19 protein-coding genes are annotated in these 22242 nt (G+C 71.0%); 12 read left to right on the top strand and 7 right to left on the bottom strand.

Features of this window, described 5'->3' with window-relative positions:
* Positions 1–49 precede the first annotated feature (49 nt).
* The 3 genes from ACFZ8E_RS21820 to lptF form a co-directional block, all read right to left on the bottom strand.
* Positions 50–2650 (bottom strand): LPS-assembly protein LptD, encoded by a 2601-nt coding sequence (locus ACFZ8E_RS21820; protein WP_405043764.1) that lies wholly within the window; start codon positions 2648–2650, stop codon positions 50–52.
* Between the two features lie 80 nt (positions 2651–2730).
* A complete protein-coding gene (lptG, locus tag ACFZ8E_RS21815) occupies positions 2731–3819 on the bottom strand; it encodes an LPS export ABC transporter permease LptG (RefSeq protein WP_405043763.1) in 1089 nt (362 codons plus the stop codon).
* Between the two features lie 6 nt (positions 3820–3825).
* Complete coding sequence (gene lptF / locus ACFZ8E_RS21810) at positions 3826–4983, bottom strand: LPS export ABC transporter permease LptF (RefSeq protein WP_147841627.1); 1158 nt, start codon at positions 4981–4983, stop codon at positions 3826–3828.
* A 226-nt stretch (positions 4984–5209) separates the two neighbouring features.
* Between lptF and ACFZ8E_RS21805 the strand changes: the two genes are divergently transcribed.
* The 4 genes from ACFZ8E_RS21805 to msrP all read left to right on the top strand — a co-directional run bounded on the left by ACFZ8E_RS21805 (position 5210) and on the right by msrP (position 10311).
* A complete protein-coding gene (locus tag ACFZ8E_RS21805) occupies positions 5210–6709 on the top strand; it encodes a leucyl aminopeptidase (protein WP_405043762.1) in 1500 nt (499 codons plus the stop codon).
* Positions 6710–6739: 30 nt separating this feature from the next.
* Positions 6740–7420, top strand: coding sequence for a hypothetical protein (locus ACFZ8E_RS21800; RefSeq protein ID WP_405043761.1), 681 nt, complete (start codon positions 6740–6742; stop codon positions 7418–7420).
* Positions 7421–7566: 146 nt separating this feature from the next.
* Entirely contained in the window at positions 7567–9285 is a 1719-nt protein-coding gene (locus ACFZ8E_RS21795) for an AMP-binding protein (protein WP_405043760.1), read from the top strand.
* An 87-nt stretch (positions 9286–9372) separates the two neighbouring features.
* Positions 9373–10311 (top strand): protein-methionine-sulfoxide reductase catalytic subunit MsrP, encoded by a 939-nt coding sequence (gene msrP / locus ACFZ8E_RS21790; RefSeq protein ID WP_243933921.1) that lies wholly within the window; start codon positions 9373–9375, stop codon positions 10309–10311.
* A 192-nt stretch (positions 10312–10503) separates the two neighbouring features.
* Here msrP and ACFZ8E_RS21785 read toward each other — a convergent pair whose 3' ends face one another.
* From ACFZ8E_RS21785 to ACFZ8E_RS21770, 4 genes are all read right to left on the bottom strand, one after another.
* Entirely contained in the window at positions 10504–12099 is a 1596-nt protein-coding gene (locus ACFZ8E_RS21785; protein ID WP_405043759.1) for an AMP-binding protein, read from the bottom strand.
* 6 nt (positions 12100–12105) lie between these two features.
* On the bottom strand, positions 12106–12705 hold the full coding sequence (locus ACFZ8E_RS21780) for a nitroreductase family protein (protein ID WP_243933311.1): 600 nt from the start codon (positions 12703–12705) through the stop codon (positions 12106–12108).
* Positions 12706–12781: 76 nt separating this feature from the next.
* Positions 12782–13036: a hypothetical protein gene (locus ACFZ8E_RS21775; protein WP_147729894.1), complete on the bottom strand. Its 255-nt coding sequence runs from the start codon at positions 13034–13036 to the stop codon at positions 12782–12784.
* A gap of 103 nt (positions 13037–13139) precedes the next feature.
* Positions 13140–13409 carry an XRE family transcriptional regulator gene (locus ACFZ8E_RS21770; protein WP_147841634.1) on the bottom strand — a complete coding sequence of 90 codons (270 nt, stop codon included), beginning with the start codon at positions 13407–13409 and terminating at the stop codon, positions 13140–13142.
* A 343-nt stretch (positions 13410–13752) separates the two neighbouring features.
* Here ACFZ8E_RS21770 and ACFZ8E_RS21765 point away from each other — a divergent pair, with 343 nt between their 5' ends.
* The 8 genes from ACFZ8E_RS21765 (at position 13753) to ACFZ8E_RS21730 (ending at position 22240) form a co-directional block, all read left to right on the top strand.
* Positions 13753–14259: an META domain-containing protein gene (locus tag ACFZ8E_RS21765; RefSeq protein ID WP_147727014.1), complete on the top strand. Its 507-nt coding sequence runs from the start codon at positions 13753–13755 to the stop codon at positions 14257–14259.
* 98 nt (positions 14260–14357) lie between these two features.
* Positions 14358–14513: a hypothetical protein gene (locus tag ACFZ8E_RS21760; RefSeq protein ID WP_187276110.1), complete on the top strand. Its 156-nt coding sequence runs from the start codon at positions 14358–14360 to the stop codon at positions 14511–14513.
* Positions 14514–14756: 243 nt separating this feature from the next.
* Positions 14757–15731 (top strand): cysteine synthase A, encoded by a 975-nt coding sequence (gene cysK / locus ACFZ8E_RS21755; RefSeq protein ID WP_147841635.1) that lies wholly within the window; start codon positions 14757–14759, stop codon positions 15729–15731.
* 150 nt (positions 15732–15881) lie between these two features.
* Positions 15882–16259: a hypothetical protein gene (locus tag ACFZ8E_RS21750; protein ID WP_147727012.1), complete on the top strand. Its 378-nt coding sequence runs from the start codon at positions 15882–15884 to the stop codon at positions 16257–16259.
* 299 nt (positions 16260–16558) lie between these two features.
* On the top strand, positions 16559–20032 hold the full coding sequence (gene carB, locus ACFZ8E_RS21745) for a carbamoyl-phosphate synthase large subunit (protein WP_405043758.1): 3474 nt from the start codon (positions 16559–16561) through the stop codon (positions 20030–20032).
* A gap of 131 nt (positions 20033–20163) precedes the next feature.
* Positions 20164–20640, top strand: coding sequence for a transcription elongation factor GreA (greA, locus tag ACFZ8E_RS21740; RefSeq protein WP_405044429.1), 477 nt, complete (start codon positions 20164–20166; stop codon positions 20638–20640).
* Between the two features lie 9 nt (positions 20641–20649).
* Positions 20650–21201 carry a hypothetical protein gene (locus ACFZ8E_RS21735; RefSeq protein ID WP_405043757.1) on the top strand — a complete coding sequence of 184 codons (552 nt, stop codon included), beginning with the start codon at positions 20650–20652 and terminating at the stop codon, positions 21199–21201.
* A 1-nt stretch (position 21202) separates the two neighbouring features.
* Entirely contained in the window at positions 21203–22240 is a 1038-nt protein-coding gene (locus ACFZ8E_RS21730) for a mitochondrial fission ELM1 family protein (RefSeq protein ID WP_243951440.1), read from the top strand.
* Positions 22241–22242 lie beyond the last annotated feature (2 nt).

The following is a 22242-nucleotide window of genomic DNA, read 5'->3' as shown; positions in this document are numbered from 1 at the left end:
GAGGCCTGCCTTAGCAGGCCGCCCGCGCCGCCGCGACCCGCTCCCGCGCTCAGTGCGCCGAGGCGATGCCGTCCGCGGTGGTGGCGGTGCCGACGTTCTGGCGCAGGTCGGCCTCGCCGAGGGTCTTGAGCTCGACGCGCAGCAGCACGGTCTGGTTGCGCTCGGCAACGCCGGTCACGGTGGCGATCGGCGAGACGATGTAGTTCAGCGACACCGTGGTGCACTCGTCCTGGTAGCCGGCGCCGACGCTCATGCCCGACAGGTAGAACCGGCCCGGGTTCTGGTAGGTCGGCAGGGTGCCGACCGGGTTGGCGATGTAGCTCGCCAGCGCCTCGGAATAGAGCGTCCGCGTGTCGAGGTAGTGCGTCAGGTCGACGAGCGCCGAGCCGGTGACGAACCAGTTCGGGGTGATGTTGTAGGTCGCCGTCGCGGTGATGCCCTCGCGGCGATGGCTGAAGCCGAGCAGCGGCTGCGCCTCGTAGTACGAGTAGAACGCCGACAGCGACAGCGGCAGGAACGGCGCGAAGCGCGCGGTGACGCCGGTCTCGAAGCGGTTCACCTTGAAGTCCGCGTGGTCGAAGCGGGCGCGGGTGATCAGGCTGATGTTCTGGTTCGGCGAGACCTGGAAGCGGCCCACGAAGTCGGAGGCGGTACTCTCCAGGCCGGAATCGAGGCCAACATTGGCGATGTCGCCGCGGCGGAACGAGTTGACGCCGGCGAGCTGGATCGACTCGCCGAACATCGCGTTCGCGTACCAGCCCGAGGCGGTGACGACCGAGTACTGCGCGCCGAGGTTGGTGCGCACGCCGCCCTCGACCCGGTCGTAGCCGGAGAACTTGTCCCACTGGAACAGCGAGGTGTCGTCGAAGACGAGGCTCTGCGCGTCCTCGTTCGGCAGGTGGCCGATCCGGGTCTCGGAGGGGCGTGCGATGACCTGGGCGATCGGCTCCAGGGTGTGGACGCCGAGCGGCCCGAAATCGCTGACGAACGGATAGCGGTAGTCGATGCCGACCGCCGGCATCACCCGGCCGGAGAAGCCGTCGTCGACGGAGGCGATCTGCGGCACCAGGGCGTTCTGGTAGCCCGACAGGCTCGGGTTCACGAAGAACGCGTCGGTCCGCAGGTACGCGAACGGCGTGATCGCCTGGCCGAGGTCGTCGATGAAGGTCCGGCGCCAGGAGAGCTGGGCCGAGGCGCGGGTGTCCGTGCCGGCCAGGCCCCGCACCAGGCAGGTGTTGCGGTTGAAGGTCGTGCAGGTCTCGTAGAGCGGGTAGCTGATGCCGTTGACGCTCGGGCTGAACAGGTAGGTGCCGGTGCGCGGCAGGCCCTGGAAGTCCGTCGCCTCGCGGGTCAGGCTGGTGATGTTGGCCTGGAAGCGGACCTCGCCGCCGAGCTCGCCCGGGCCGTTGATGCGCTTGTCGTAGTCGATCACCGGCAGGACCAGCGGCTGCTCCTTCTGCCAATCGAAGCTCGACAGGCCCTTGAAGTAGTAGCCGCGCATCTCGAAGTACGAGCGGTCGCCTTGGCCGGTGAGGTACGCGGTCGATACCGCCTCGCGGAAGTAGTCCGTCGTGATCGACTGGTTGCGGATGCGGTAGTTGTCGAGGAACCACTTGTCGGTCACGCCGACGAGGTCCCAGCCGGTGCGCCAGCGGTCGTTGATGTAGAACCGGCCCTTCGATTCGATCGAGCCGCGGAAGTCGCGGTCGCCCGCGCCGATCGGTCCCGGCAGGAAGGCCGAGGGGGTCGTCTGGAAGATGCCCGAGACCCGCAGGTTGTAGCTGCCGTTGTCGAGGCGCTGGCGGAACTCGCCCTGCCCGAGCACGCCCTGGCGGCTCAGGAAGGACGGCGACAGCGTCAGGTCGTAATCCGGCGCGAGGTTGAAGAAGTACGGCACCGTCAGGCCGGTGCCGAGCGCCGTCGTGTTGATGAAGCGCGGGGTCAGGAAGCCGCTCTGGCGCTTCACCGTCGGGTCGGCGGACTCGAAATACGGCAGGTAGGCGACCGGGATCCCGGCGATCTCGACGGTCGAGTCCTCGAAGTAGATCGTGTGGGTCTCGTTGTTGTGGATGATCTTGGCGGCCCGCACCTGCCACAGCGGCGGCTTCTCCGGGTGGTCGCGGCACGGCTCGCAGGCGGTGTAGGTGCCGGAATCGAAGCTGGTCTGCTCGCCTTCCAGCCGCTCGCCGCGCGGCGACGAGAAGCGCGTGCGGATGGTCTCGCCCTTGCGCTCCACGGTCTGCTGGATGCGCAGGCTGTCGATGAAGCCGCTCTTGAAGTCGTCGGTGAGCTCCATCTTCTCGCCGGTGACGACGGCGCCGTCCTGATCGGTCAGGCGGACGTTGCCCTCGGCGAAGACGCGGCTCGAGGCCCGGTCGTAGCGGACGCGGTCGGCCTGTAGCGTGCGCGGGCCGTAATGCAGCTCGGCGTTGCCGCGCGCCGTGACGGTGTTCTTGTCGTTGTCGTAGATTAGCTCGTCGGCCTCGACGAGGAGCTTGTCGCCGGCCTTGCCGGCCACAGGCTTGCCGGCGACCGGCTTGCCGCCCGGCAGGCCCTGGGCGCCCGCGGGCACGGCACCGCCGACGGACGTGCCGGCGCAGAGCAGCGCCAGCAGCCCGAGGACCTTCGCGATGTCGGCGACCTTACGCAACGCCTGTCCCAACTTCGCTGACGCCCGCCGCCACGTTTCCGTCCACGTCCGTCTCCCGTGCCCGCTCCGGAGAGCGGGCGTCAGCCGTCTTCCTGGTACAGAAGCGTGAGCGTACCGAGAAGGCTTCCTACCACGGCCGGGAACCACGCCGCCACCGGCGCCGCGACGATCCCGGAGGCTCCGAGGCCTTCCATCACCTGGCGGGCGACGTACAGGGCGAACCCCGCGGCGACCCCTCCGAGCACCAGCTTTCGCACACCACCAAAGCGGAAGAACCGTAAGGAAACGGTTGCCGCCACCAGGACCATGGCCAGGAAGAGGATCGGCCGGGCCCACAGCACATCATACTGGAGACGGTAGCGGGTCGCATCCAACCCGGCCCGCTCGGTGCGTGCGATGGTGTCGGGTAGTTGCCAGAAAGGCACGGATTCCGGGGGGGTGAAGCGCTGGCGCACCTGGCTCGGATCGAGGGTCGAGGCGATGAGGTAGGTGCCGAAGGCCTCCGGCGGGCTGCCCGGCGTCAGCACCCGGGTGTCGGTCAGCTCCCAGTAGCCGTCGTGCAGGCTCGCCCGCGCGGCGACGATCTGCGAGACGAACAGGCCGGCATCGTCGAAGGTGAAGACCTGCACGCCGGCCAGCGTCGTCGTGCCCTCGATCGCGGTCTCGGCGCGGATGATCGCGCCGCCGTCGAGGCTCTTCTGGCGGATCCACAGGTCCTTGCCCGAGGACGCCTTGGTCGACTTGGCGAAGATCTTCGCCTCGATCTCGGTCGAGCGCTGCTTCATCATCGCCGAGACCGGGTTGTAGACCCCGACCGTGATGGCGCCGAGCGCCAGGGCGACGAAGAAGCCCGGCTGCAGGAACTGCCAAGCCGAGATCCCGGCGGCGCGCGCCACCACCAGCTCGAGCTTGCGCGAGAGCTGGAGCATGGCCGCCATCGAGCCGAACAGCACGGCGAAGGGCAGCACGCCCTCGGCCACCGCGGGCGTGCGGTAGAGCGAGAGCTGGGCCATCAAACCTGTGGACGCGCCCTCCGCGTCGCCGGCGCGGCGCAGCAGCTCGACGAAATCGAGGGTGTAGACCAGCGCGAACACCGTGATGAACACGCCGAGCACGGTGCGCGCGAAGCGGGCCGCGAAGTAGCGCCCGAGGGTGAACCCGATCAGCATGCGGTTTCAGCCGGCGGCGAGGCGGGGCGCGCGGAACCGCCCCCGCACGGCGGCCGCGAGGCGGCCGTTGAGGGCGCGCACCGCCGGGCCCTGGAAGATGATCAGCGACGACAGCGCGATCGCCAGCAGCGGCACCGCGTAGATCGCCGCCACCGCCCCGGCGCTGCGGGTCGCCGCGCTGGTCGCGGTGAAGCCGGCGATGCGCAGGGCGATGACCGCGATGACCGCGCTCGCGACCGCGCCGGCCCGGCCCTGTCGGGTGGTGCGCGGGTCGCCGAGCGCCGCGAACGCGATGAAGACCAGGGCGAGCGGGTAGAGCCAGGCCGAGAGCCGGTCGTGCAGCTCGGCGCGGAAGCGGCCCTTCTGCAGCTGGAAGTAGCCCTCGGTCTTGTCGGGGAAGAGCAGCTGCGCGGTCGAGCGCTCGCGCGGCTTGTACACCGTGTCGCCGTCGGGCGGCGCGAAGGCCGCGAGGTCGATCGTGTAGCGCTCGAAGGTCAGGATCGAGCTGTCCCGCGAATCCTTCTGCTGCTGGTGCACGCTGCCGTTCTGCAGGGCGAGGTAGCTGCCGCCGTCCACGTCGATCGCGTTGCCGCGCTCGGCAAGGTAGACCTTGGTCTTGCCGGCTTCGCGCCGGTCCTGGATGAACAGGCCGAGCAGGGCGCCGCCGGGGCCGCGCTCGCGGAAGTGGAAGGTGATGCCGTTGTCGAGCTGGGTGAACTGCCCTTCCTTGACGACGTTGGCGATGAAGTCGCCGCGCACGCGGGTGATCACGTCGCGCAGCTCCTGGAAGCTCGCCGGCATCACCACGATGGTCACGAACCCGACCAGCGCGCTCACCGCGAAGGCCAGCGTGAGGAACGGCCGCAGGATCGCGCGCGGCTTCATCCCGGCCGCCGACATCACGATCAGCTCGGAATCGCCGTTGAGGCGGTTGAGCGCGTAGACGACGGCGATGAACAGGGCCACCGGCGCGATCACAACGACGAGGGTCGGCAGCGACAGGCCGGTGATGAACAGGAAGACCAGCACGGTCTGGCCCTTGGCCGTGATCAGGTCGAGCTCGCGCAGCGCCTGCGTCACCCAGATCGTGCCGGTGAGGCCGACGAGGCAGGCGAGGAAGGCCCCGAGCGCGATGCGGAAGATGTAGCGCGCGATCTGCGTCATCGAACCCCTACTTCCGCCATGCCCGCCCGTCGCCGCACCCGCCCGCACGGTCTGGGGCCCCGTCGCCGGATCGCCCGGCCGTCCTTTCCGATGGCGCGTGAACTGGGGCCTTTCGAGGGCGCCCGGGTCGCGTTGCGTTCTCCGCCTCACCGGCTACACAGGGCACCGATGGGCGTGCGGCTGTCGAGCACGCTCGTGACAGCGGAACAGGGCAGAAGGCAACGCCATGTCGGACGGCATCACCATCCATTTCGCCCCCCTCGGCCGGGGCGGATCCGGGGACCTCGTGGTGTTCGTCGGCGACGACCTCGTGCTCGGCGCGGGCGCGCGGGATGCGCTCGGCCAGGGCGGCATCGACCTGATCGCCCGCGCCGCCGGCAGCGAGAAGTTCAAGGCGCGGGCCTCGAGCGCGCTGGTGCTGCCGGCGCCGGCCGGCGTCGACGCCGATCGGCTGGTGGTGGTCGGCCTCGGCACCGACAAGGACCGCGCCAAGATCGACTGGCCGGTTCTCGGCGGCTTCACCGCGGGCAAGGTCTCGGGCCGCGAGGCCCGCGTGGTGCTCGACTGGCCGAACGCCGCGATCGCGGCGGCGAACGCCGCCGACTTCGCCCTCGGCGCGCGCCTGCGCAGCTACGGCTTCGACCGCTACAAGACCAAGAAGAAGCCCGACGCCGAGGACACCAAGGCCGCGACCACGCTGACCTTGATGCTCGCCGGCCACGCCGAGGCAGAGGCCGTGGCGCAGGCGAGCACCGCCGTCGCCGAGGGCGTGACGCTGGCCCGCGACCTGATCAACGAGCCGCCGAACGTCCTGACGCCGGAAGAGTTCGCCCGTCGCGCCTCCGAGCTGACCAGGCTCGGCGTCGAGGTCGAGGTGCTGGAGCCGGCCCGGATGCGCGAGCTCGGCATGGGCGCGCTTCTGGCCGTGGCGCAGGGCTCGGTGCGCGAGCCGCGGGTCGTGGTGATGCGCTGGAACGGCGGCCCGGCCGGCGAGGCGCCGGTGGCCTTCATCGGCAAGGGTGTGGTGTTCGATTCCGGCGGCATCTCGATCAAGTCGGCCGGCGGCATGGAGGACATGAAGGGCGACATGGGCGGCGCGGCCGCCGTCGTCGGCACCCTGCACGCGCTCGCCGCCCGCAAGGCGCGGGTCAACGTGGTCGGCGCCATCGGCATCGTCGAGAACATGCCCGACGGCGCCTCCTACCGGCCGTCCGACATCGTCACCTCGATGTCGGGCCAGACCATCGAGGTGATCAATACCGACGCGGAAGGCCGCCTCGTCCTCGCCGACGTGATCTGGCACGTGCAGGGCGCCTACAAGCCGAAGTTCATGATCGACCTCGCCACGCTCACCGGCGCGATCATCGTGGCGCTGGGCCAGGACATCGCCGGCCTGTTCTCGAACGACGACGACCTGGCGGCGAAGATCCACGCCACCGGCGAGGCGGTCGGCGAGAAGGTCTGGCGGATGCCGCTCATCCCCGCCTACGACAAGGCGATCGACTCGAAGTTCGCCGACATGAAGAACACCGGCGGCCGCCACGGCGGCGCCGCGACGGCGGCGGCCTTCATCAAGCGCTACGTCAACGACGTGCCGTGGGCGCATCTCGACATCGCGGGCGTCGGCATGTCCTCGACCGCGAGCGAGATCAACAAGAGCTGGGGCGCCGGCTGGGGCGTGCGCTTGCTGGACCGGCTGGTGCGCGACCACTACGAGGCGAAGTAGCGGCCCGGCCGCGTCACGGCGGAGCGCCCGATGCGCAGGACAACCCTCGCAGCCGCACCCGTGGCGGCGGCGTTGCTCTGCCTCGGTCTCGTCGCCGTGGCCGGGATCAGCCAGCGTTCCGACCTGCCGGACTGGCTGGCGCCGTGCGCCTACGGGTTCTTCCTCGACAGCTATCCCCTGTTCGCCTTCGCCCTGGTCTACGGCGTCGCCCGCCTCGTCGCGACGGCCGCGGCGCCGGGGCCGGCCGGGTTGCCGCGCCGCGTCGCCTGGTGCGCCGTCGGGATCGCGACGCTGCTGGCGGCCGGGTCGTACCCGACCTTCGGCGGCGTGATCCTGCGCGGCGCCTACGGCAGCGGCAGCATGGCGTTCCTGACCGGCCAGCCGCTCTGGCTCGCCTACGCCCTCGGGGCCGCGGTCGGGGCGATCGCCTTCGGCGCGATCCTCGGCCTGTTCGGCTGGCTCGCCAGCGGGCGCCTCCGCCCGCGCGACGGCTGGCGCGCCCGCATCGGGCTGGCCTTCTGCAGCGTCCTTTCCCTGTGGTTCGCCGCCGCCCTGCTCGGGCTCGCGAGGAGCGAGGGCGCGGGGCCGTGGCCGCACCGGGCGTTCACCGCGCGGGAGGCCGGCATCGCCGCGCTCCTGGTCCTGGCGGCCGCCCTGCCGCACGCCGTCGTCTCGGCCTTCCGCCTGCGCACCCGCATCGCCGCACCATAACGGCCGCGCTGTCAGCTGCGGCGGACCCTCGGCGCCGGCGCTTGCTTGCCGCGGGCGGAGCGATCCCCCACAGTCCGGGCCAAGGGGAGCGAACGCACAAAGCCGATAAGCGTGGCCGCGAATGCCGCGCGCGATGGAGAAACGCCGTGATCCAGGACAGCCGGGCACCGCGCCCATGGCTCGCCGCCTACCCGCCGGGCATGACGGCGGAGATCGACGCCGACAGCCTCGGCACCCTCGTCGACCTGTTCGAGACCAGCACGGCGCGCTTCGCCGACCGGCCGGCGCTGACGTGCTTCGGCTCCTCGATGACCTATGCCGCGCTCGGGAGCGCCAGTCGTGCCGTCGCCGCGTGGCTCGCCGCCCAGGGCCTCGCCAGAGGCGACCGCGTCGCGATCATGATGCCGAACGTGCCGGCCTACGCGGTGGCGATCTTCGGGGTGCTGGTCGCCGGCGGCACGGTGGTGAACATCAACCCGCTCTACACGCCGCGCGAGCTGTCGGCGCAGCTCAACGATTCCGGCGCCCGCATCCTGTTCGTGCTCGAGAACTTCGCCCACACCGTCGCCGAGGCGCTGCCCGGGATCGACCTCGACCGCGTGGTGCTCGCCGGTCCGGGCGACGGCCTCGGGCTCAAGGGCCGGGTGATCGACCTCGCCTCCCGCCACCTGAAAAAGGCGGTGCCGCCCTTCGTCCTGCCGGCGGGCAAGGCGGTGCGGCTCGACGCGGTGATGCGCCAGGGCAGGGGGCTGACGGCGCCGAAGGCCGCCGTGACGCAGGACGACCTCGCCTTCCTGCAATACACCGGCGGCACCACCGGCGTCGCCAAGGCGGCGATGCTGACCCACCGCAACATCATGGTGAACGTCGTCCAGAGCGAGGTCTGGTTCGAGGGCCTCGACGAGCCCGGCCGGGTGATGGTCACGGCGCTGCCGCTGTATCACATCTTCGCGCTGACCTGCTGCTTCTTCTTCTTCATGCGCACCGGCGGGAGCTGCCTCCTGATCCCGAACCCGCGCGACGGCGACGGCTTCGTGAGGACGCTGTCGAGGACCCGGTTCACCCACTTCTCCGGCGTCAACACGCTCTTCAACCTGCTGAACAACCACCCGAAGATCGGCACGGTCGACTTCTCGCAGCTCGACTACGTGGTGGCCGGCGGCATGGCGGTGCAGAGCGCGGTCGCCGCGCGCTGGAAGGCGATCACCGGCAAGACCATCATCGAGGGCTACGGCCTGTCGGAGACCTCGCCGGTGGTCTGCGTCAACCCGTATCGCCTCGCGGCGTGGTCCGGCACGATCGGCTATCCGCTGCCCTCGACCGACGTGTCGATCCGCGGCTCGGACGGGATGCCGGTGCCCGCCGGCACCCCCGGCGAGATCTGCGTGTACGGGCCGCAGGTGATGAAGGGCTACTGGAAGCGCCCCGACGAGACCGCCGCGGCGACCACCGCGGACGGGTTCTTCCGCACGGGCGACATCGCCGTGATGGAGGCGGACGGGCAGGTGCGGATCGTCGACCGGATGAAGGACATGATCCTCGTCTCCGGCTTCAACGTCTACCCGAACGAGGTCGAGGACGTGCTGTCGGCCCATCCCGGCGTGCTCGAATGCGCCGTGGTCGGCGCGCCTCACGCCGAGACCGGCGAGATGGTGGTGGCCCACGTCGTCCTGCGCGACCCCGCGCTCACCGCCGAGGCGATCCGCGCGCATGCCCGGACCCAGCTCACCGGCTACAAGGTGCCGCGCAGGGTCGTGCTGCACCAGAGCCTGCCGAAGACCAACGTCGGCAAGGTCCTGCGCCGGATGCTCCGCGACGAAGCGCCGCCGACCGGATCCGAAACGGAGGTAACCCCTCCGCCGTAGACGGCGAACAAGACGCGCGCAGCGGTCCACCGGCCCCTCGAGGGGACGGTCGCGACACGTGGCGGGCAGGACAGTGCGGAGACGACGATGCTGATCAAGCGGTTGCGCGGCTGGGAGATTCCCGAGCACCTCGTTACCCCGGAATCCGTGTTCCTCGACCGGCGGGCGCTGCTTGGCGGCTCCGCCGGGCTCGCCGCGGCGGCGATGCTGGGCGGGCGGGCCTTCGCCGACACGGGGCCCTATCCGGCCAAGCGCAACGACGCCTACGCCCTCGACCGCCCGCTGACGCCGGAGGCCTTCAGCGGCGACTACAACAACTTCTACGAGTTCGGCACCTCGAAGACCGTGCTGCCGGCCGCCGACGCGCTCAAGACCAGCCCGTGGACGATCAAGATCGACGGCCTCGTCGAGAAGCCGTTCGAGCTCGGCGTCGAGGACCTGATCCGTAAGATCGGGCTGGAGGAGCGGCTCTACCGCCACCGTTGCGTCGAGGCGTGGTCGATGGCGGTGCCGTGGACCGGTTTCCCGCTGTCCAAGCTCGTGGCGCTGGCCAAGCCCGCCTCGGGGGCGAAGTACGTCCAGCTGACGACCTTCCTCGACCGCAAGATGGCGCCGGGCCAGCGCACCTTTTACCCGTGGCCTTACGTCGAGGGGCTGACGATGGCGGAGGCCGGCAACGACCTCGCCTTCGTCGCCACCGGCATCTACGGCAAGGCGCTGCCGAACCAGTTCGGCGCGCCGATCCGCCTCGCGCTGCCGTGGAAGTACGGGTTCAAGTCGATCAAGTCGATCGTGAAGGTCTCGTTCGTGGCCGAGCGGCCGAAGACCTTCTGGGAGGCGCTCGGCCCGTCCGAGTACGGCTTCTGGGCCAACGTCAACCCGGCGGTGCCGCACCCGCGCTGGAGCCAGGCGAGCGAGCGCGTGCTCGGCACCGACACCCGCGTCCCGACGCTGATCTACAACGGCTACGGCGAGCAGGTGGCGGGGCTGTACAAGGACCTGCAGGGCGAGCGGCTGTTCGTGTGAGGCGAAACCCCGTCCGGGGAAGCCGCTGAAGTCTCGACAGGGCTCTTCCCTCCCCCCTCTGCGGGGGAGGGTGGCCCGCGAAGCGGGTCGGGAGAGGGGAGCGCGCTGTCCGGAGAGGTCGCTCCCCTCTCCCGACCCTCGCTGACGCGAGGCCCACCCTCCCCCGCAGAGGGGGGAGAGAGGCCATCCGCCTCACTCCGCGTCGCGCAGCGCCCGGCGGATGATCTTGCCGGTGGTGGTCATCGGCAGGGCGTCGCGAAAGGCGATCTCGCGCGGGTACTCGTGGGCCGAGAGCCGCGTGCGCACGAAGGCCTGGATCTCGTCGGCGAGCGCCGGAGAGGCGGCGTAGCCCGGGCGCAGGACGAGGAAGGCCTTCACGATCTCCGTGCGCAGCGGATCGGGCTTGCCGACCGCGGCGGCGAGCGCCACGGCCGGGTGGGCGCACAGGCAGGCCTCGATCTCGGCGGGGCCGATCCGGTAGGCCGCCGAGGTGATCAGGTCGTCGTCGCGGCCGACGAAGTGGACGTAGCCGTCCGCGTCGCGCCGGGCTTGGTCGCCGGTGAGCATCCAGTCGCCGGAAAACTTCCGCGCGGTCGCCTCGGGCTGGTTCCAGTAGCGCAGGAACATCACCGGATCGGGGCGGGCGACGGCGATCTCGCCCGGCTCGTCCGTGCCGGCCTCGCTGCCGTCGGGCCGCAGGATCGCGACGCGGTGGCCCGGCACCGGCTTGCCGGCCGAGCCCGCCCGGCCGATCCCTTCCGCCGGCGCGGCCGCGAGCACGAGGTTGCATTCGGTCTGCCCGTAGGCCTCGCCGACGGCGAGCCCGAGCGCGTCCTCCGCCCAGCGATAGGTGTCGGCGCCGAGCGCCTCGCCGGCCGAGGCGACGTTGCGCAGCGACGAGAGGTCGTAGCGCGTACGCGGCGCCTCGACCGCGCGCAGCATCCGCAGGGCGGTCGGCGCGAGGAAGGCGTTGGTGATCCGTAAGCGCTCGATCAGCCGGAAGGCGGCGTCGGCCTCGAACCGGGCGGCGCGGGCCACCACCGGCACGCCGTGGCGCAGCGCCGGCATCACCACGTTGAGCAGGCCGCCGGCCCAGGCCCAGTCCGAGGGCGTCCACATCAGGTCGCCGGGGCGCGGCGGAAAGGCATGCATCCGGTCGAAGCCGGGCAGGTGGCCGAGCAGCACCCGGTGCCCGTGCAGGGCGCCCTTCGCCTGTCCCGTGGTGCCGGAGGTGTAGATCATCAGCGCCGGGTCGTCGGGGCCGGTGTCGTGGGCCGAGAAGTCGGGTGCGGCGGCCGCGAGCAGGTCGGCGAGGCCGAGCGCGTCGCCCGAGGCGCCGTCGACCGAGACCAGCAGGGACAGCTCAGGCAGCTGCCCGCGGATCGGCTCGAGCTTGGCCAGCCCGGCCGCGTCGGTGATGCAGGCGCGCGCGCCGGAGTCGGCGAGGCGGTAGGCCAGCGCCTCCGGGCCGAACAGGCCGGCGAGCGGCAGCGCGATGGCGCCGAGCTTGTAGGCGGCGGCGTGCGCCACCATCACGGCGGTCGATTGCGGCAGCAGCACCGCGACGCGGTCGCCCGGGCCGATCCCGCGGCCGGCGAGCGCTCCGGCGAGCCGATCCGAGTCCGTGCGAAGCCGCCCGAACGTCGTGGTCGCGACGGTGCCGTCGGCGGCGACCTCCAGGATCGCCGGGCGTTCCGGCTCGGCGGTGCCCCAGCGGTCGCAGACGTCGACGCCGATGTTGTACCGGGCCGGGATGTCCCAGCGGAAGCCGGCCTCGGGCGCGTCCACCCGCGTCTAGCCGCCGGTCGCGGGGAAGCCGCCGGAGAAGACGAAGTCGGTGATCGGGCGCCGGCCGTTATGGGCCTCCTTGGCACGCTGCTCGTCGTCGAGGTGTTCCGGCGCCACCGCGCGGCCGACGCCGTAGGCGGCCTGGATGGTGTGGTGCTCCGGCACGTTGAGCACGCCCGGCGCCCGCGCGCGGTCGAAGCCGCCCATGCCGTGGACGTGCCAGCCCTGGCGGTTGGCCTGGAGCTGGAAGGCGAGCGAGGCGGCGCCGGCATCGAGCGCATGGCTCCCCGCCGGCTTGAGCTCGTCGCCGACCTTCATGCGCTCGCTGGAGACGAGGAACACCAGTGCGCCGGTGCCAATTGCCCATTTCTGGTTGCCCGGCAGGATCAGGCCGTAGAACGTCTCCCAGTTCGCGTCGTCGCGCAGAGCGTAGAGGAAGCGCCAGGGCTGGGAATTGTAGGAGGAGGGCGACCAGCGCGCCGCCTCGAACATCCGCATCAGCTCCGCCTCGGGTACCGCCTCGCCGGTGAACAGGCGGGGGGAGCGGCGATCGACGAAGATCGGATCGACCGCGTGGTCGGGCCGGCGCGGGTTGTCTGCGGTCACGGGCGTTGTCTCCGGATGGTGCGGCGCACTCATGGCATCCCTTTGCACGAGCGGCGGCCCTGTCCGCAAGATCGGCCTAGCGGCGGCCGGACAGCCCGCCCATCCGGGCGAGCCGCCCCTGCTCGACGTGCCAGCGCGCCTCCTCGACGGCATCGGCGAGGCGGCGGATGCGCCAGCGTCGCCACGGGCGGATCAGCGGATGACCGGGAAGCCGGGTCTCGTGGTGGCGCAGCCGCGCCACGAGGCGCGGAAGGCAGGCCGCGGCCGCCTCGCCGGTCGCGACCTCCATCTTGCGCAGGGTCTCGCGAAGCTCGGCCTTGTGGTCCGCCATCGCCCGCACCCCGCGCCCTCGGATCGTGCGATCCTGAGCCGACGCGGTGTCGCCGCATAGGCGGCACGGGAGCGCGGGCGCCGACGGCGCCCCCGCGTCCGGGTCAGCGGTCGTTCTCAGTGGTCAGGGCGTCGAGGCGGGTGCCCTCGCCGCCGGTCTGCGTGAGCCGGACGCCGGAGCTGCCGTCCTCGCTGAAGGCGACGCCGGCCGTCATCAGCGCGCTGCGCAGGACCTCGACCTGGCCCGAGGGCGGATCGCCGGTGCCGGCCTCGAAGTCGCGCACGAAGCCCGCATCGAGCCCGGCCTTGGCGGCCAGGTCGGCCTCGGACCAGCCGAGCAGCCCCCGCGCGGCCCGCGACTGGACCGGGCTCAACGGCCTCGGGGCAGCGCCGCTCTGCCCACCTTCGTCAGATCCCGCCAAGCCGAACTCTCCTCGATTCGCCGATCTGGCCGACCGCCATCCGGTGCGTGACAACGGAGCGGAACGCGGATCGTTTCAGAATTCCGGCGAACGGCCCCGAATCCTGCGGACGGGCCGGCGAACTTCGCGCGGGACGCCGACAAAAGCCCGCCTGCGGCCGCCTTGACCACAATTGTGCTGAAATCCTATCGCATTGGCGCTTCCGCGCGCCGCCACGGGCCCAGGCACGGGCTCCCGAATGCCTCCAAGGCATCCCGAGGGTGGCGCACCGGAAACGAGGGACAAGGGGCGTACCATGAAACCGATGCTAATCGCCGCTCTGGCCTGCGCCGCCGGTGCGCTGGTTCTCACCACGGCGACCGAGACGAGGGCGCAGAACTCGATCAGCGGCTTCGGCAAGGGCAACCGCCGGCCCGGCGGCGAGGACAAGAAAGAGCAGTACATCCCCGGCGCCAAGCAGACCGAGAAGGTGTTTCCGCTGGACTCGACCTGGACCGCGGTGAGCATCAACGGCAAGCCGTTCGGCGGCACCGACCGGCCGAGCTTCATCATCGACAAGCAGTACCGCGCCCGCGGCTACGGCGGCTGCAACACCTTCGCGGCGACCGCCTTCCCGCTCAAGGAGCAGCACCTCGCGGTCGGCCCGCTCGCCCTCACCAAGAAGTCCTGCGACAAGAGCCTCCAGGCGACCGAGCAGGCTTACTTCGTGGCGCTCCGCACGGCGGCGCAGTGGGACATGGTCGGCTCGCAGCTCGTGCTGAAGAGCCCCAACGGCGAGCTGAAGTTCGACCGCGCGCTTTAAGGCGCCGTTGACCACGCTTCCACGCGGCCGGGCCCGATTCACCAGGCCTTGAGACGCCCCCGCGCCTTCTTCGATCCGGTTCACGGTCGGAGGGGCGCATGGCGGCAAAGATCGGTCTCGGGCGAGCGACCCTCCGCGCGGGCGTGCACGACGCCTCCCGCTACGTCGCGCCGCCGAGCTTCCACCCCGGCGCGGCCTGGATCGCAGCCGCCGTGCCGCTCCTCGGCCTCCTTCTCGCGCTCGGCGCCCGCTGACGCAGCCGCCGCGACCCGGCCGGCGAAGAACGATCTTCCCCGTATCGCCGGCCGCGCAGAAGCGATCTTCCACGCTTCGGCGAGGCACGCCGCCGCGGGAGAAAATGATCGCCGTATCCGGCACTTGGCCCGATTGCCCCCGCCCGCCGCACGCGATATCCCGGCTCCGGAAACGCCCGGTCCCGCCCCCGCGCGGGCGGCCCGGCGCGCCGTCACCTGAGCGTCCTTCGGAGATTCGCGACCATGGCATCTGTCGAGACCCCAGCCCGCAAGCCCGGCCATGGCCGCGTCTACGGCTCGATCACCGAGACGATCGGCAACACGCCGCTCGTCCGCCTGAATCGCCTGCCGCAGGCGCGCGGCATCGACGCCGAGATCCTGCTGAAGCTCGAGTTCTTCAACCCGATCGCCAGCGTGAAGGACCGCATCGGCGTCAACATGATCGACGCGCTAGAGGCCTCGGGCAAGCTGAAGCCCGGCGGCACCCTGGTCGAGCCGACGTCGGGCAACACCGGCATCGCCCTGGCCTTCGTGGCCGCCGCCCGCGGCTACCGCCTGATCCTGGTGATGCCCGAGACGATGTCGCTCGAGCGCCGCAAGATGCTGGCCTTCCTCGGCGCCGAGCTGGCGCTGACGCCCGGCCCGCAGGGCATGAAGGGCGCCATCGCCAAGGCCGAGGAGCTGCTCGGCGAGATCCCCGGCTCGGTGATGCCGCAGCAATTCTCGAACCCCGCCAACCCGGAGATCCACCGCAAGACGACGGCGGAAGAGATCTGGAACGACACCGACGGCCAGCTCGACGCGTTCGTGGCCGGCGTCGGCACCGGCGGGACGATCACCGGCGTCGGCTCGGTGCTGAAGCCGCGCCTGCCGAACCTGAAGGTGTTCGCGGTCGAGCCGACGGATTCGCCGGTCATCTCCGGCGGGCAGCCGGGGCCGCACAAGATCCAGGGCATCGGCGCCGGCTTCATCCCGGACAACCTCGACCGCGCGATCGTCGACGGCGTGATCACCGTCTCGAACCAGCAGGCGTTCGAGACCGCCCGCGAGCTCGCCCGCCTCGAGGGCATCCCCGGCGGCATCTCCACCGGCGGCAACGTCGCGGCGGCGCTGGAGCTGGCGAGCCGGCCGGAGTTCAAGGGCAAGCGCATCGTCACGGTCGCGTGCTCGTTCGCCGAGCGCTACATCTCCTCGGCGCTGTTCGAGGGCGTCGGCTAGACCGGGACTGCCACGATTTGGGCGCCGGGCCTGGGGCCCGGCGTCACACAAAACACAGGATCGTCCCCCATCCCGTCGTCAACCGCCCGTTAACGACGACGCCGCAACGATCGTCGCCGGGCCGATCTCGACGATGAACGGGGCTGACGAATGACCTTCGACGACGCGCGCGACGACTTCTCCCGTCTGCACCGCATCTTCAGCTTCCATCTCGGGGTCGCCGTCGGCCTGTCGTGGCTGACCACGCTCTACGCCGCCTGCTACGCGCCGTGGGTGCGCAACATCCGCGCGATCCTCGACCCGGCCAACGGCCTCGACCACATCGAGAGCACGGTCTCCTACCTGTTCGTGATGCCGGCGCTGCTGACGCTGGCCTGGGTCTCGCTGGTCTTCGGCCGCGAGGTGATCCGCCGCTCGCAGACGCTTCCGAGCGTCGCCATGGAGTTCGCGGTCGCGGCGCTGGTCGCCTTCGGCGTGTTCTACCTCTCGATCGACCGCGCCGTCGCCGCGCTCTACGCCGGCCTCTGACGCGAGCAAGGCGGTTTCTCCGCTCCCGCTTCGACAGCCAAGCGATCCCTTTCCCCGCGTGCGGGAGGAGGGCGCATCATCCGGTCGAGCGTTGAGAGGGCTTGAACCCATCCCGGCCGGGTCGGAAACGCGTCCCCGGTTTCGGGGCGGCCCAACCATGCGTGCACACGCCCTTTCAAACGCCTCCGGCTGCGTGTAGACGCGGGTCTCAACGACAATCCCGCCGCCTGCGCCCATCCGCGCCGCCCCGAGAGCCGGGCTGCGCGGTCGGGCACGCGTGAGCGCATCCAAGGCGTCCGATGCCGAAGCGCACCGATATCTCCTCGATCCTCATCGTCGGTGCGGGGCCGATCATCATCGGGCAGGCCTGCGAGTTCGACTATTCCGGCACCCAGGCCTGCAAGGCGCTCCGCGAGGAGGGCTACCGGATCGTGCTGGTCAACTCGAACCCGGCCACCATCATGACCGACCCGGACATGGCGGATGCGACCTACGTCGAGCCGATCACCCCGGAGATCGTCGCCAAGATCATCGAGAAGGAGCGGCCGGACGCGATCCTGCCGACCATGGGCGGCCAGACCGCGCTGAACTGCGCGCTCTCGCTCCAGCGCATGGGCGTGCTGGAGAAGTACGGCGTGCAGATGATCGGCGCGACGGCCGAGGCCATCGACAAGGCCGAGGACCGCCATCTCTTCCGCGACGCGATGACCAAGATCGGCCTCGAGACGCCGAAATCGGAGCTCGCCAACGCCTCGGTGCCGAAGAAGGCCGACCGCGACAGGCGCCTCGCCGAGATCGCCCGCATCGAGGCGCAGTGGCCTGCGGGTGCCGACCGGGACGCGGCGGTCGCCGCCTTCGAGAAGACTTGGCATGCGGGCGAGGGCGACCGGCGCAAGCGCTACATCGAGCACGCGCTGGGCCAGGCGCTGATCGCGCTCGCCGAGGTCGGCCTGCCGGCGATCATCCGGCCGTCCTTCACCATGGGCGGCACCGGCGGCGGCATCGCCTACAACCGCGAGGAATTCCTCGACATCGTCGAGCGCGGCATCGACGCGTCGCCGACCAACGAGGTGCTGATCGAGGAATCGGTGCTCGGCTGGAAGGAGTACGAGATGGAGGTCGTCCGCGACAAGGCGGACAACTGCATCATCGTCTGCTCGATCGAGAACATCGACCCGATGGGCGTCCACACCGGCGATTCCATCACCGTCGCGCCGGCGCTGACGCTGACCGACAAGGAATACCAGGTGATGCGCGACGCATCCCTCGCGGTGCTGCGCGAGATCGGCGTCGAGACCGGCGGCTCGAACGTGCAGTTCGCCATCGACCCGGCCACCGGCCGGATGATCGTCATCGAGATGAACCCGCGCGTGTCGCGCTCCTCGGCGCTGGCGTCGAAGGCCACCGGCTTCCCGATCGCCAAGGTCGCGGCCAAGCTGGCCGTCGGCTACACCCTCGACGAGATCGCCAACGACATCACCGGCGGCGCGACCCCGGCCTCGTTCGAGCCGACGATCGACTACGTCGTCACCAAGATCCCCCGCTTCGCGTTCGAGAAGTTCCCCGGCGCCGAGCCGACGCTGACCACCGCGATGAAGTCGGTCGGCGAGGCGATGGCGATCGGCCGGTGCTTCGCCGAATCGCTGCAGAAGGCCCTGCGCTCCCTCGAGACCGGGCTCACCGGCCTCGACGAGATCGAGATCGAGGGGCTCGGCAAGGGCGACGACCACAACGCGATCAAGGCGGCGATCGGCACGCCGACGCCGGACCGGCTGCTCAACGTCGCGCAGGCGTTGCGCCTCGGGGTGAGCCATGCCGAGGTCCACGCCTCGTGCAAGATCGACCCGTGGTTCCTGGAGCAGCTGCAGGGCATCATCGACCTGGAGAACCGGGTCAAGGCGCACGGCCTGCCGGCGACGCCGGGCGCGTTCCGCCAGCTCAAGGCCGCGGGCTTCTCCGACGCGCGCCTGGCCGTCCTCGCCGGGACCGACGAGCCGTCGGTGCGCGAGGCGCGCCGCGCGCTGAAGGTGCGGCCGGTGTTCAAGCGGATCGACACCTGCGCCGCCGAGTTCAAGGCGCCGACCGCCTACATGTACTCGACCTACGTCGCCCCCTTCGCCGGCACGGTCGCCGACGAGGCCCAGCCGACCGCGGCCAGGAAGGTCATCATCCTCGGCGGCGGCCCGAACCGGATCGGCCAGGGCATCGAGTTCGACTATTGCTGCTGCCACGCCTGCTACGCGCTGTCGGAGGCGGGCTTCGAGACCATCATGGTCAACTGCAACCCGGAGACGGTCTCGACCGATTACGACACCTCCGACCGGCTCTACTTCGAGCCGCTGACGCAGGAGGACGTGCTCGAGATCATCGAGACCGAGCGGCAGAACGGTACCCTGCACGGGGTCATCGTCCAGTTCGGCGGCCAGACGCCGCTGAAGCTCGCCCGCGCGCTCGAAGCCGCCGGCGTGCCGATCCTCGGCACCTCGCCGGACGCGATCGATCTCGCCGAGGACCGCGACCAGTTCAAGCGGCTCCTCGACAAGCTCGGGATGAAGCAGCCCAAGAACGGCATCGCCTACTCGGTCGAGCAGGGCCGGATGGTCGCGGCCGACCTCGGCCTGCCCTTCGTGGTGCGCCCGAGCTACGTGCTCGGCGGCCGCGCCATGGCGATCATCCGCGACGAGACCCAGTTCGCCGACTACCTGCTCGACACCCTGCCGAGCCTGATCCCGTCCGAGGTCAAGTCGCGCTACCCCAACGACAAGACCGGCCAGATCAACACGGTGCTCGGCAAGAACCCGCTGCTGTTCGACCGCTACCTGTCGGATGCGGTCGAGATCGACGTCGACGCGGTCTGCGACGGCACCGACGTGTTCATCGCCGGGATCATGGAGCACATCGAGGAGGCCGGCATCCATTCCGGCGACTCGGCCTGCTCGCTGCCCTCGCGCTCGCTCTCGCCCGAGATCATCGCCGAGCTGGAGCGCCAGACCAAGGCGATGGCGCTGGCGCTGAAGGTCGGCGGCCTGATGAACGTGCAGTACGCGATCAAGGACGGCACGATCTACGTGCTGGAGGTGAACCCGCGCGCGTCCCGCACGGTGCCGTTCGTCGCCAAGGTGATCGGCGAGCCGATCGCCAAGATCGCCGCCCGGGTCATGGCTGGCGAGGCCCTGGCCGCGTTCGGGCTGAAGAAGAAGGTCCTCAACCACATCGCGGTGAAGGAGGCGGTGTTCCCGTTCGCGCGCTTCCCCGGCGTCGACGTGCTGCTCGGGCCTGAGATGCGCTCCACCGGCGAGGTCATCGGGCTCGATGCCGGCTTCGGCGTCGCCTTCGCCAAGAGCCAGCTCGGCTCGGGCACCAAGGTGCCGCGCTCGGGGACGGTGTTCGTCTCGGTGCGCGACGGCGACAAGGCGCGCATCCTGCCCTCGATCCGGCTGCTGGCCGGGCTCGGCTTCGCGATCGTGGCGACCGGCGGCACCCAGCGCTACCTCGTCGAGAACGGCGTCGCCTGCGACCGGGTGAACAAGGTGCTCGAAGGCCGGCCGCACGTGGTCGACTCGATCAAGAACGGTGACATCCAGCTCGTCCTGAACACCACCGAGGGGGCCGGCGCGCTGTCGGACTCGCGCTCGCTCCGCCGGGCGGCCCTCTTGCATAAGGTGCCGTACTACACCACTCTGGCCGGAGCGATGGCGGCGGCCGAGGGCATTCAGGCCTATCTCGAAGGTGACCTTCGGGTCCGCGCCCTGCAGGAATACTTCGCAGCCTGAAGCCGGGCGGCGACACGACGTTTCTGACCGATCGCGGACCCTGCGCTCGGACAGGTTTTGGAATCTGGCCCGGAGGGCGCGGCATCCCCGCGTCCGGCCGGGCCTCTTCATTGTGGCGCGAGACGATGGCGATAGACAAGGTTCCGATCACGGTGCGTGGCTTCGCAGCCATGGGGGAGGAGCTGAAGCGCCGCCAGCAGGTGGAGCGCCCGCGCATCGTCGCGGCGATCTCCGAGGCGCGCGCGCACGGCGACCTTTCCGAGAACGCCGAGTATCACGCCGCCAAGGAGGCGCAGTCCCACAACGAGGGCCGCGTGCTCGAGCTGGAGAGCCTGATCGCGCGCGCCGAGATCATCGACGTCACCAAGCTCTCGGGCGACAAGATCAAGTTCGGCGCGACCGTGAAGCTCGTCGACGACGATACCGAGGAAGAGAAGACCTACCAGATCGTCGGCGAGCCCGAGGCCGACGTGCATTCGGGCCGGGTCTCGATCACCTCGCCGATCGCGCGGGCGCTGATCGGCAAGGGCGTCGGCGATTCCGTCGAGGTGACGACGCCCGGCGGCGGCAAGTCCTACGAGGTCGTCGGCATCCGGTACGGGGGCTGACCGGTGCGGATGGCGCGACGCTGGATCGCCGGGCTGCTGGCCCTCCCGGCTCTGGCCGCACCGGCCGTGACCGCCCTGGCCGTGACCGCTTCGGCCGTCGCCGCCCCGGCCTCGGCCGGCGATTTTCCGAGCCTGCGGGGCGGCCGCTTCTCCGACGTCCGCGTCGACGTGCGCCCGCTCGTGGCGCTCGGCGCCGGGGCCCAGGCCGAGGCGCTGCGCGCCGACCTGACCGCGGCCCTGCGCAGCCGCTTCGCGGCCCGCCTCGGCGGCCGCGGCCCGAGCCTCGTGGTCCTGGTCCGCGGCTTCTCGCTGCGGCCCTACGCCGGCGGCAACAACAGCGGCCGCTCCGGCTTCGGGGGCGGCTCGCAGAACGACTACCTCGACGGCGAGGCGCTGCTGGTCGCCCGCGACGGCGCGATCCTCGGGCGCCACCCGCAGCTCACCGCCACCCCGTCGAGCTTCGGCGGGGCGTGGTACGATCCGCAATCCGAGCGCCGCCGCGTGACCGCCATCGCCGACATCTACGCCGACTGGCTCGTCCGCAACCTGCCCGTCGACTGACGTGATCCCCCCCTCCGAGACGCACGCCGCCCCGGCGCTTTCCGGCGCCCGCGCCTGGATCGTCACCGACGGCAAGGCCGGCGACGAGAACCAGTGCGTCGGCATCGCCGAGACCCTTCGCCTGTCCTACGAGATCCGCCGGGTGCCGTCGCACGGCCCGTTCGGCTGGACGGCGCCGTGGGGGCCGATCGACCCGCGCCAGGGCCCGTATCGCAGCCGCGGCGCGCTGGCCGGGCCCTATCCCGACATCCTGATCGCCTCCGGGCGGCGCGCGGTGCCTTATCTCCGCGCGATGCGCCGGGCCGCGCCGGGACGCACCTTCACCGCCTTCCTGAAGGACCCGCGCACCGGGCACGACAGCGCCGACTTCATCTGGGTGCCCGACTACGACGACCTGCGCGGCCCCAACGTCTTCACCACGCTGACCGCGCCGCACCTCGTCACCGCCGAGCGGATCGCGGCTGCCCGCGCGCGGCCGGACCCCCGGCTGACGGCGCTCGACGGGCCGCGGGTCGCGGTGCTGATCGGCGGGGACAGCCGACACCTGAGCTATCGCGCCCTCGACATGCAGCGCCTGGTCGACGACCTGCGCAAGCTCGCCGGGTCGGGCTGCCGGCTGATGGTCACCGTCTCGCGCCGCACGCCGGACCCCCTGCGCGACGCGATCCGCACCCTCGTCTCGGAGACCGGCGGCTTCCTCTGGGACGGCGGCGGCGACAACCCCTACGTGGCGATGCTGGCGCTGGCCGACGCGGTGGTGGTCACCTCCGATTCGGCGAACATGGTCAGCGAGGCGGTGTCCACCGGCGCGCCGGTGCTGCTGTTCGACCTGCCGCGTACCTATATCCGCCACCGGCGGATGTTCGCGGGGCTGGCGATGGCCGGCGCCTTGCGGCCGTTTACCGGGCGGTTGGAGCCGCTGGCCTACAAGCCGATCAACGCCACGCCGGTGATCGCTCAGGCGCTCGCCGACGACTACGCCGCCTTCCGGGCGGCACAGGGCGGTCTGCCGGCCGGCCGGCACGCCGCCGAGGCTTAGAG

Source organism: Methylobacterium sp. HMF5984 (assembly GCF_045033435.1).
Lineage (GTDB): Bacteria > Pseudomonadota > Alphaproteobacteria > Rhizobiales > Beijerinckiaceae > Methylobacterium.
Note: the sequence above shows the minus strand (reverse complement) of the source record. Positions and strands in the feature narration are given on the sequence as shown.

Coding starts and splice junctions, on each gene's coding strand:
- lptG (WP_405043763.1), bottom strand. CDS start 3,819: ATGCTGATCGGGTTCACCCTCGGGCGCTACTTCGCGGCCCGCTTCGCG.
- lptF (WP_147841627.1), bottom strand. CDS start 4,983: ATGACGCAGATCGCGCGCTACATCTTCCGCATCGCGCTCGGGGCCTTC.
- ACFZ8E_RS21805 (WP_405043762.1), top strand. CDS start 5,210: ATGTCGGACGGCATCACCATCCATTTCGCCCCCCTCGGCCGGGGCGGA.
- ACFZ8E_RS21800 (WP_405043761.1), top strand. CDS start 6,740: ATGCGCAGGACAACCCTCGCAGCCGCACCCGTGGCGGCGGCGTTGCTC.
- msrP (WP_243933921.1), top strand. CDS start 9,373: ATGCTGATCAAGCGGTTGCGCGGCTGGGAGATTCCCGAGCACCTCGTT.
- ACFZ8E_RS21775 (WP_147729894.1), bottom strand. CDS start 13,036: ATGGCGGACCACAAGGCCGAGCTTCGCGAGACCCTGCGCAAGATGGAG.
- ACFZ8E_RS21765 (WP_147727014.1), top strand. CDS start 13,753: ATGAAACCGATGCTAATCGCCGCTCTGGCCTGCGCCGCCGGTGCGCTG.
- ACFZ8E_RS21760 (WP_187276110.1), top strand. CDS start 14,358: ATGGCGGCAAAGATCGGTCTCGGGCGAGCGACCCTCCGCGCGGGCGTG.
- cysK (WP_147841635.1), top strand. CDS start 14,757: ATGGCATCTGTCGAGACCCCAGCCCGCAAGCCCGGCCATGGCCGCGTC.
- ACFZ8E_RS21750 (WP_147727012.1), top strand. CDS start 15,882: ATGACCTTCGACGACGCGCGCGACGACTTCTCCCGTCTGCACCGCATC.
- carB (WP_405043758.1), top strand. CDS start 16,559: ATGCCGAAGCGCACCGATATCTCCTCGATCCTCATCGTCGGTGCGGGG.
- ACFZ8E_RS21735 (WP_405043757.1), top strand. CDS start 20,650: ATGGCGCGACGCTGGATCGCCGGGCTGCTGGCCCTCCCGGCTCTGGCC.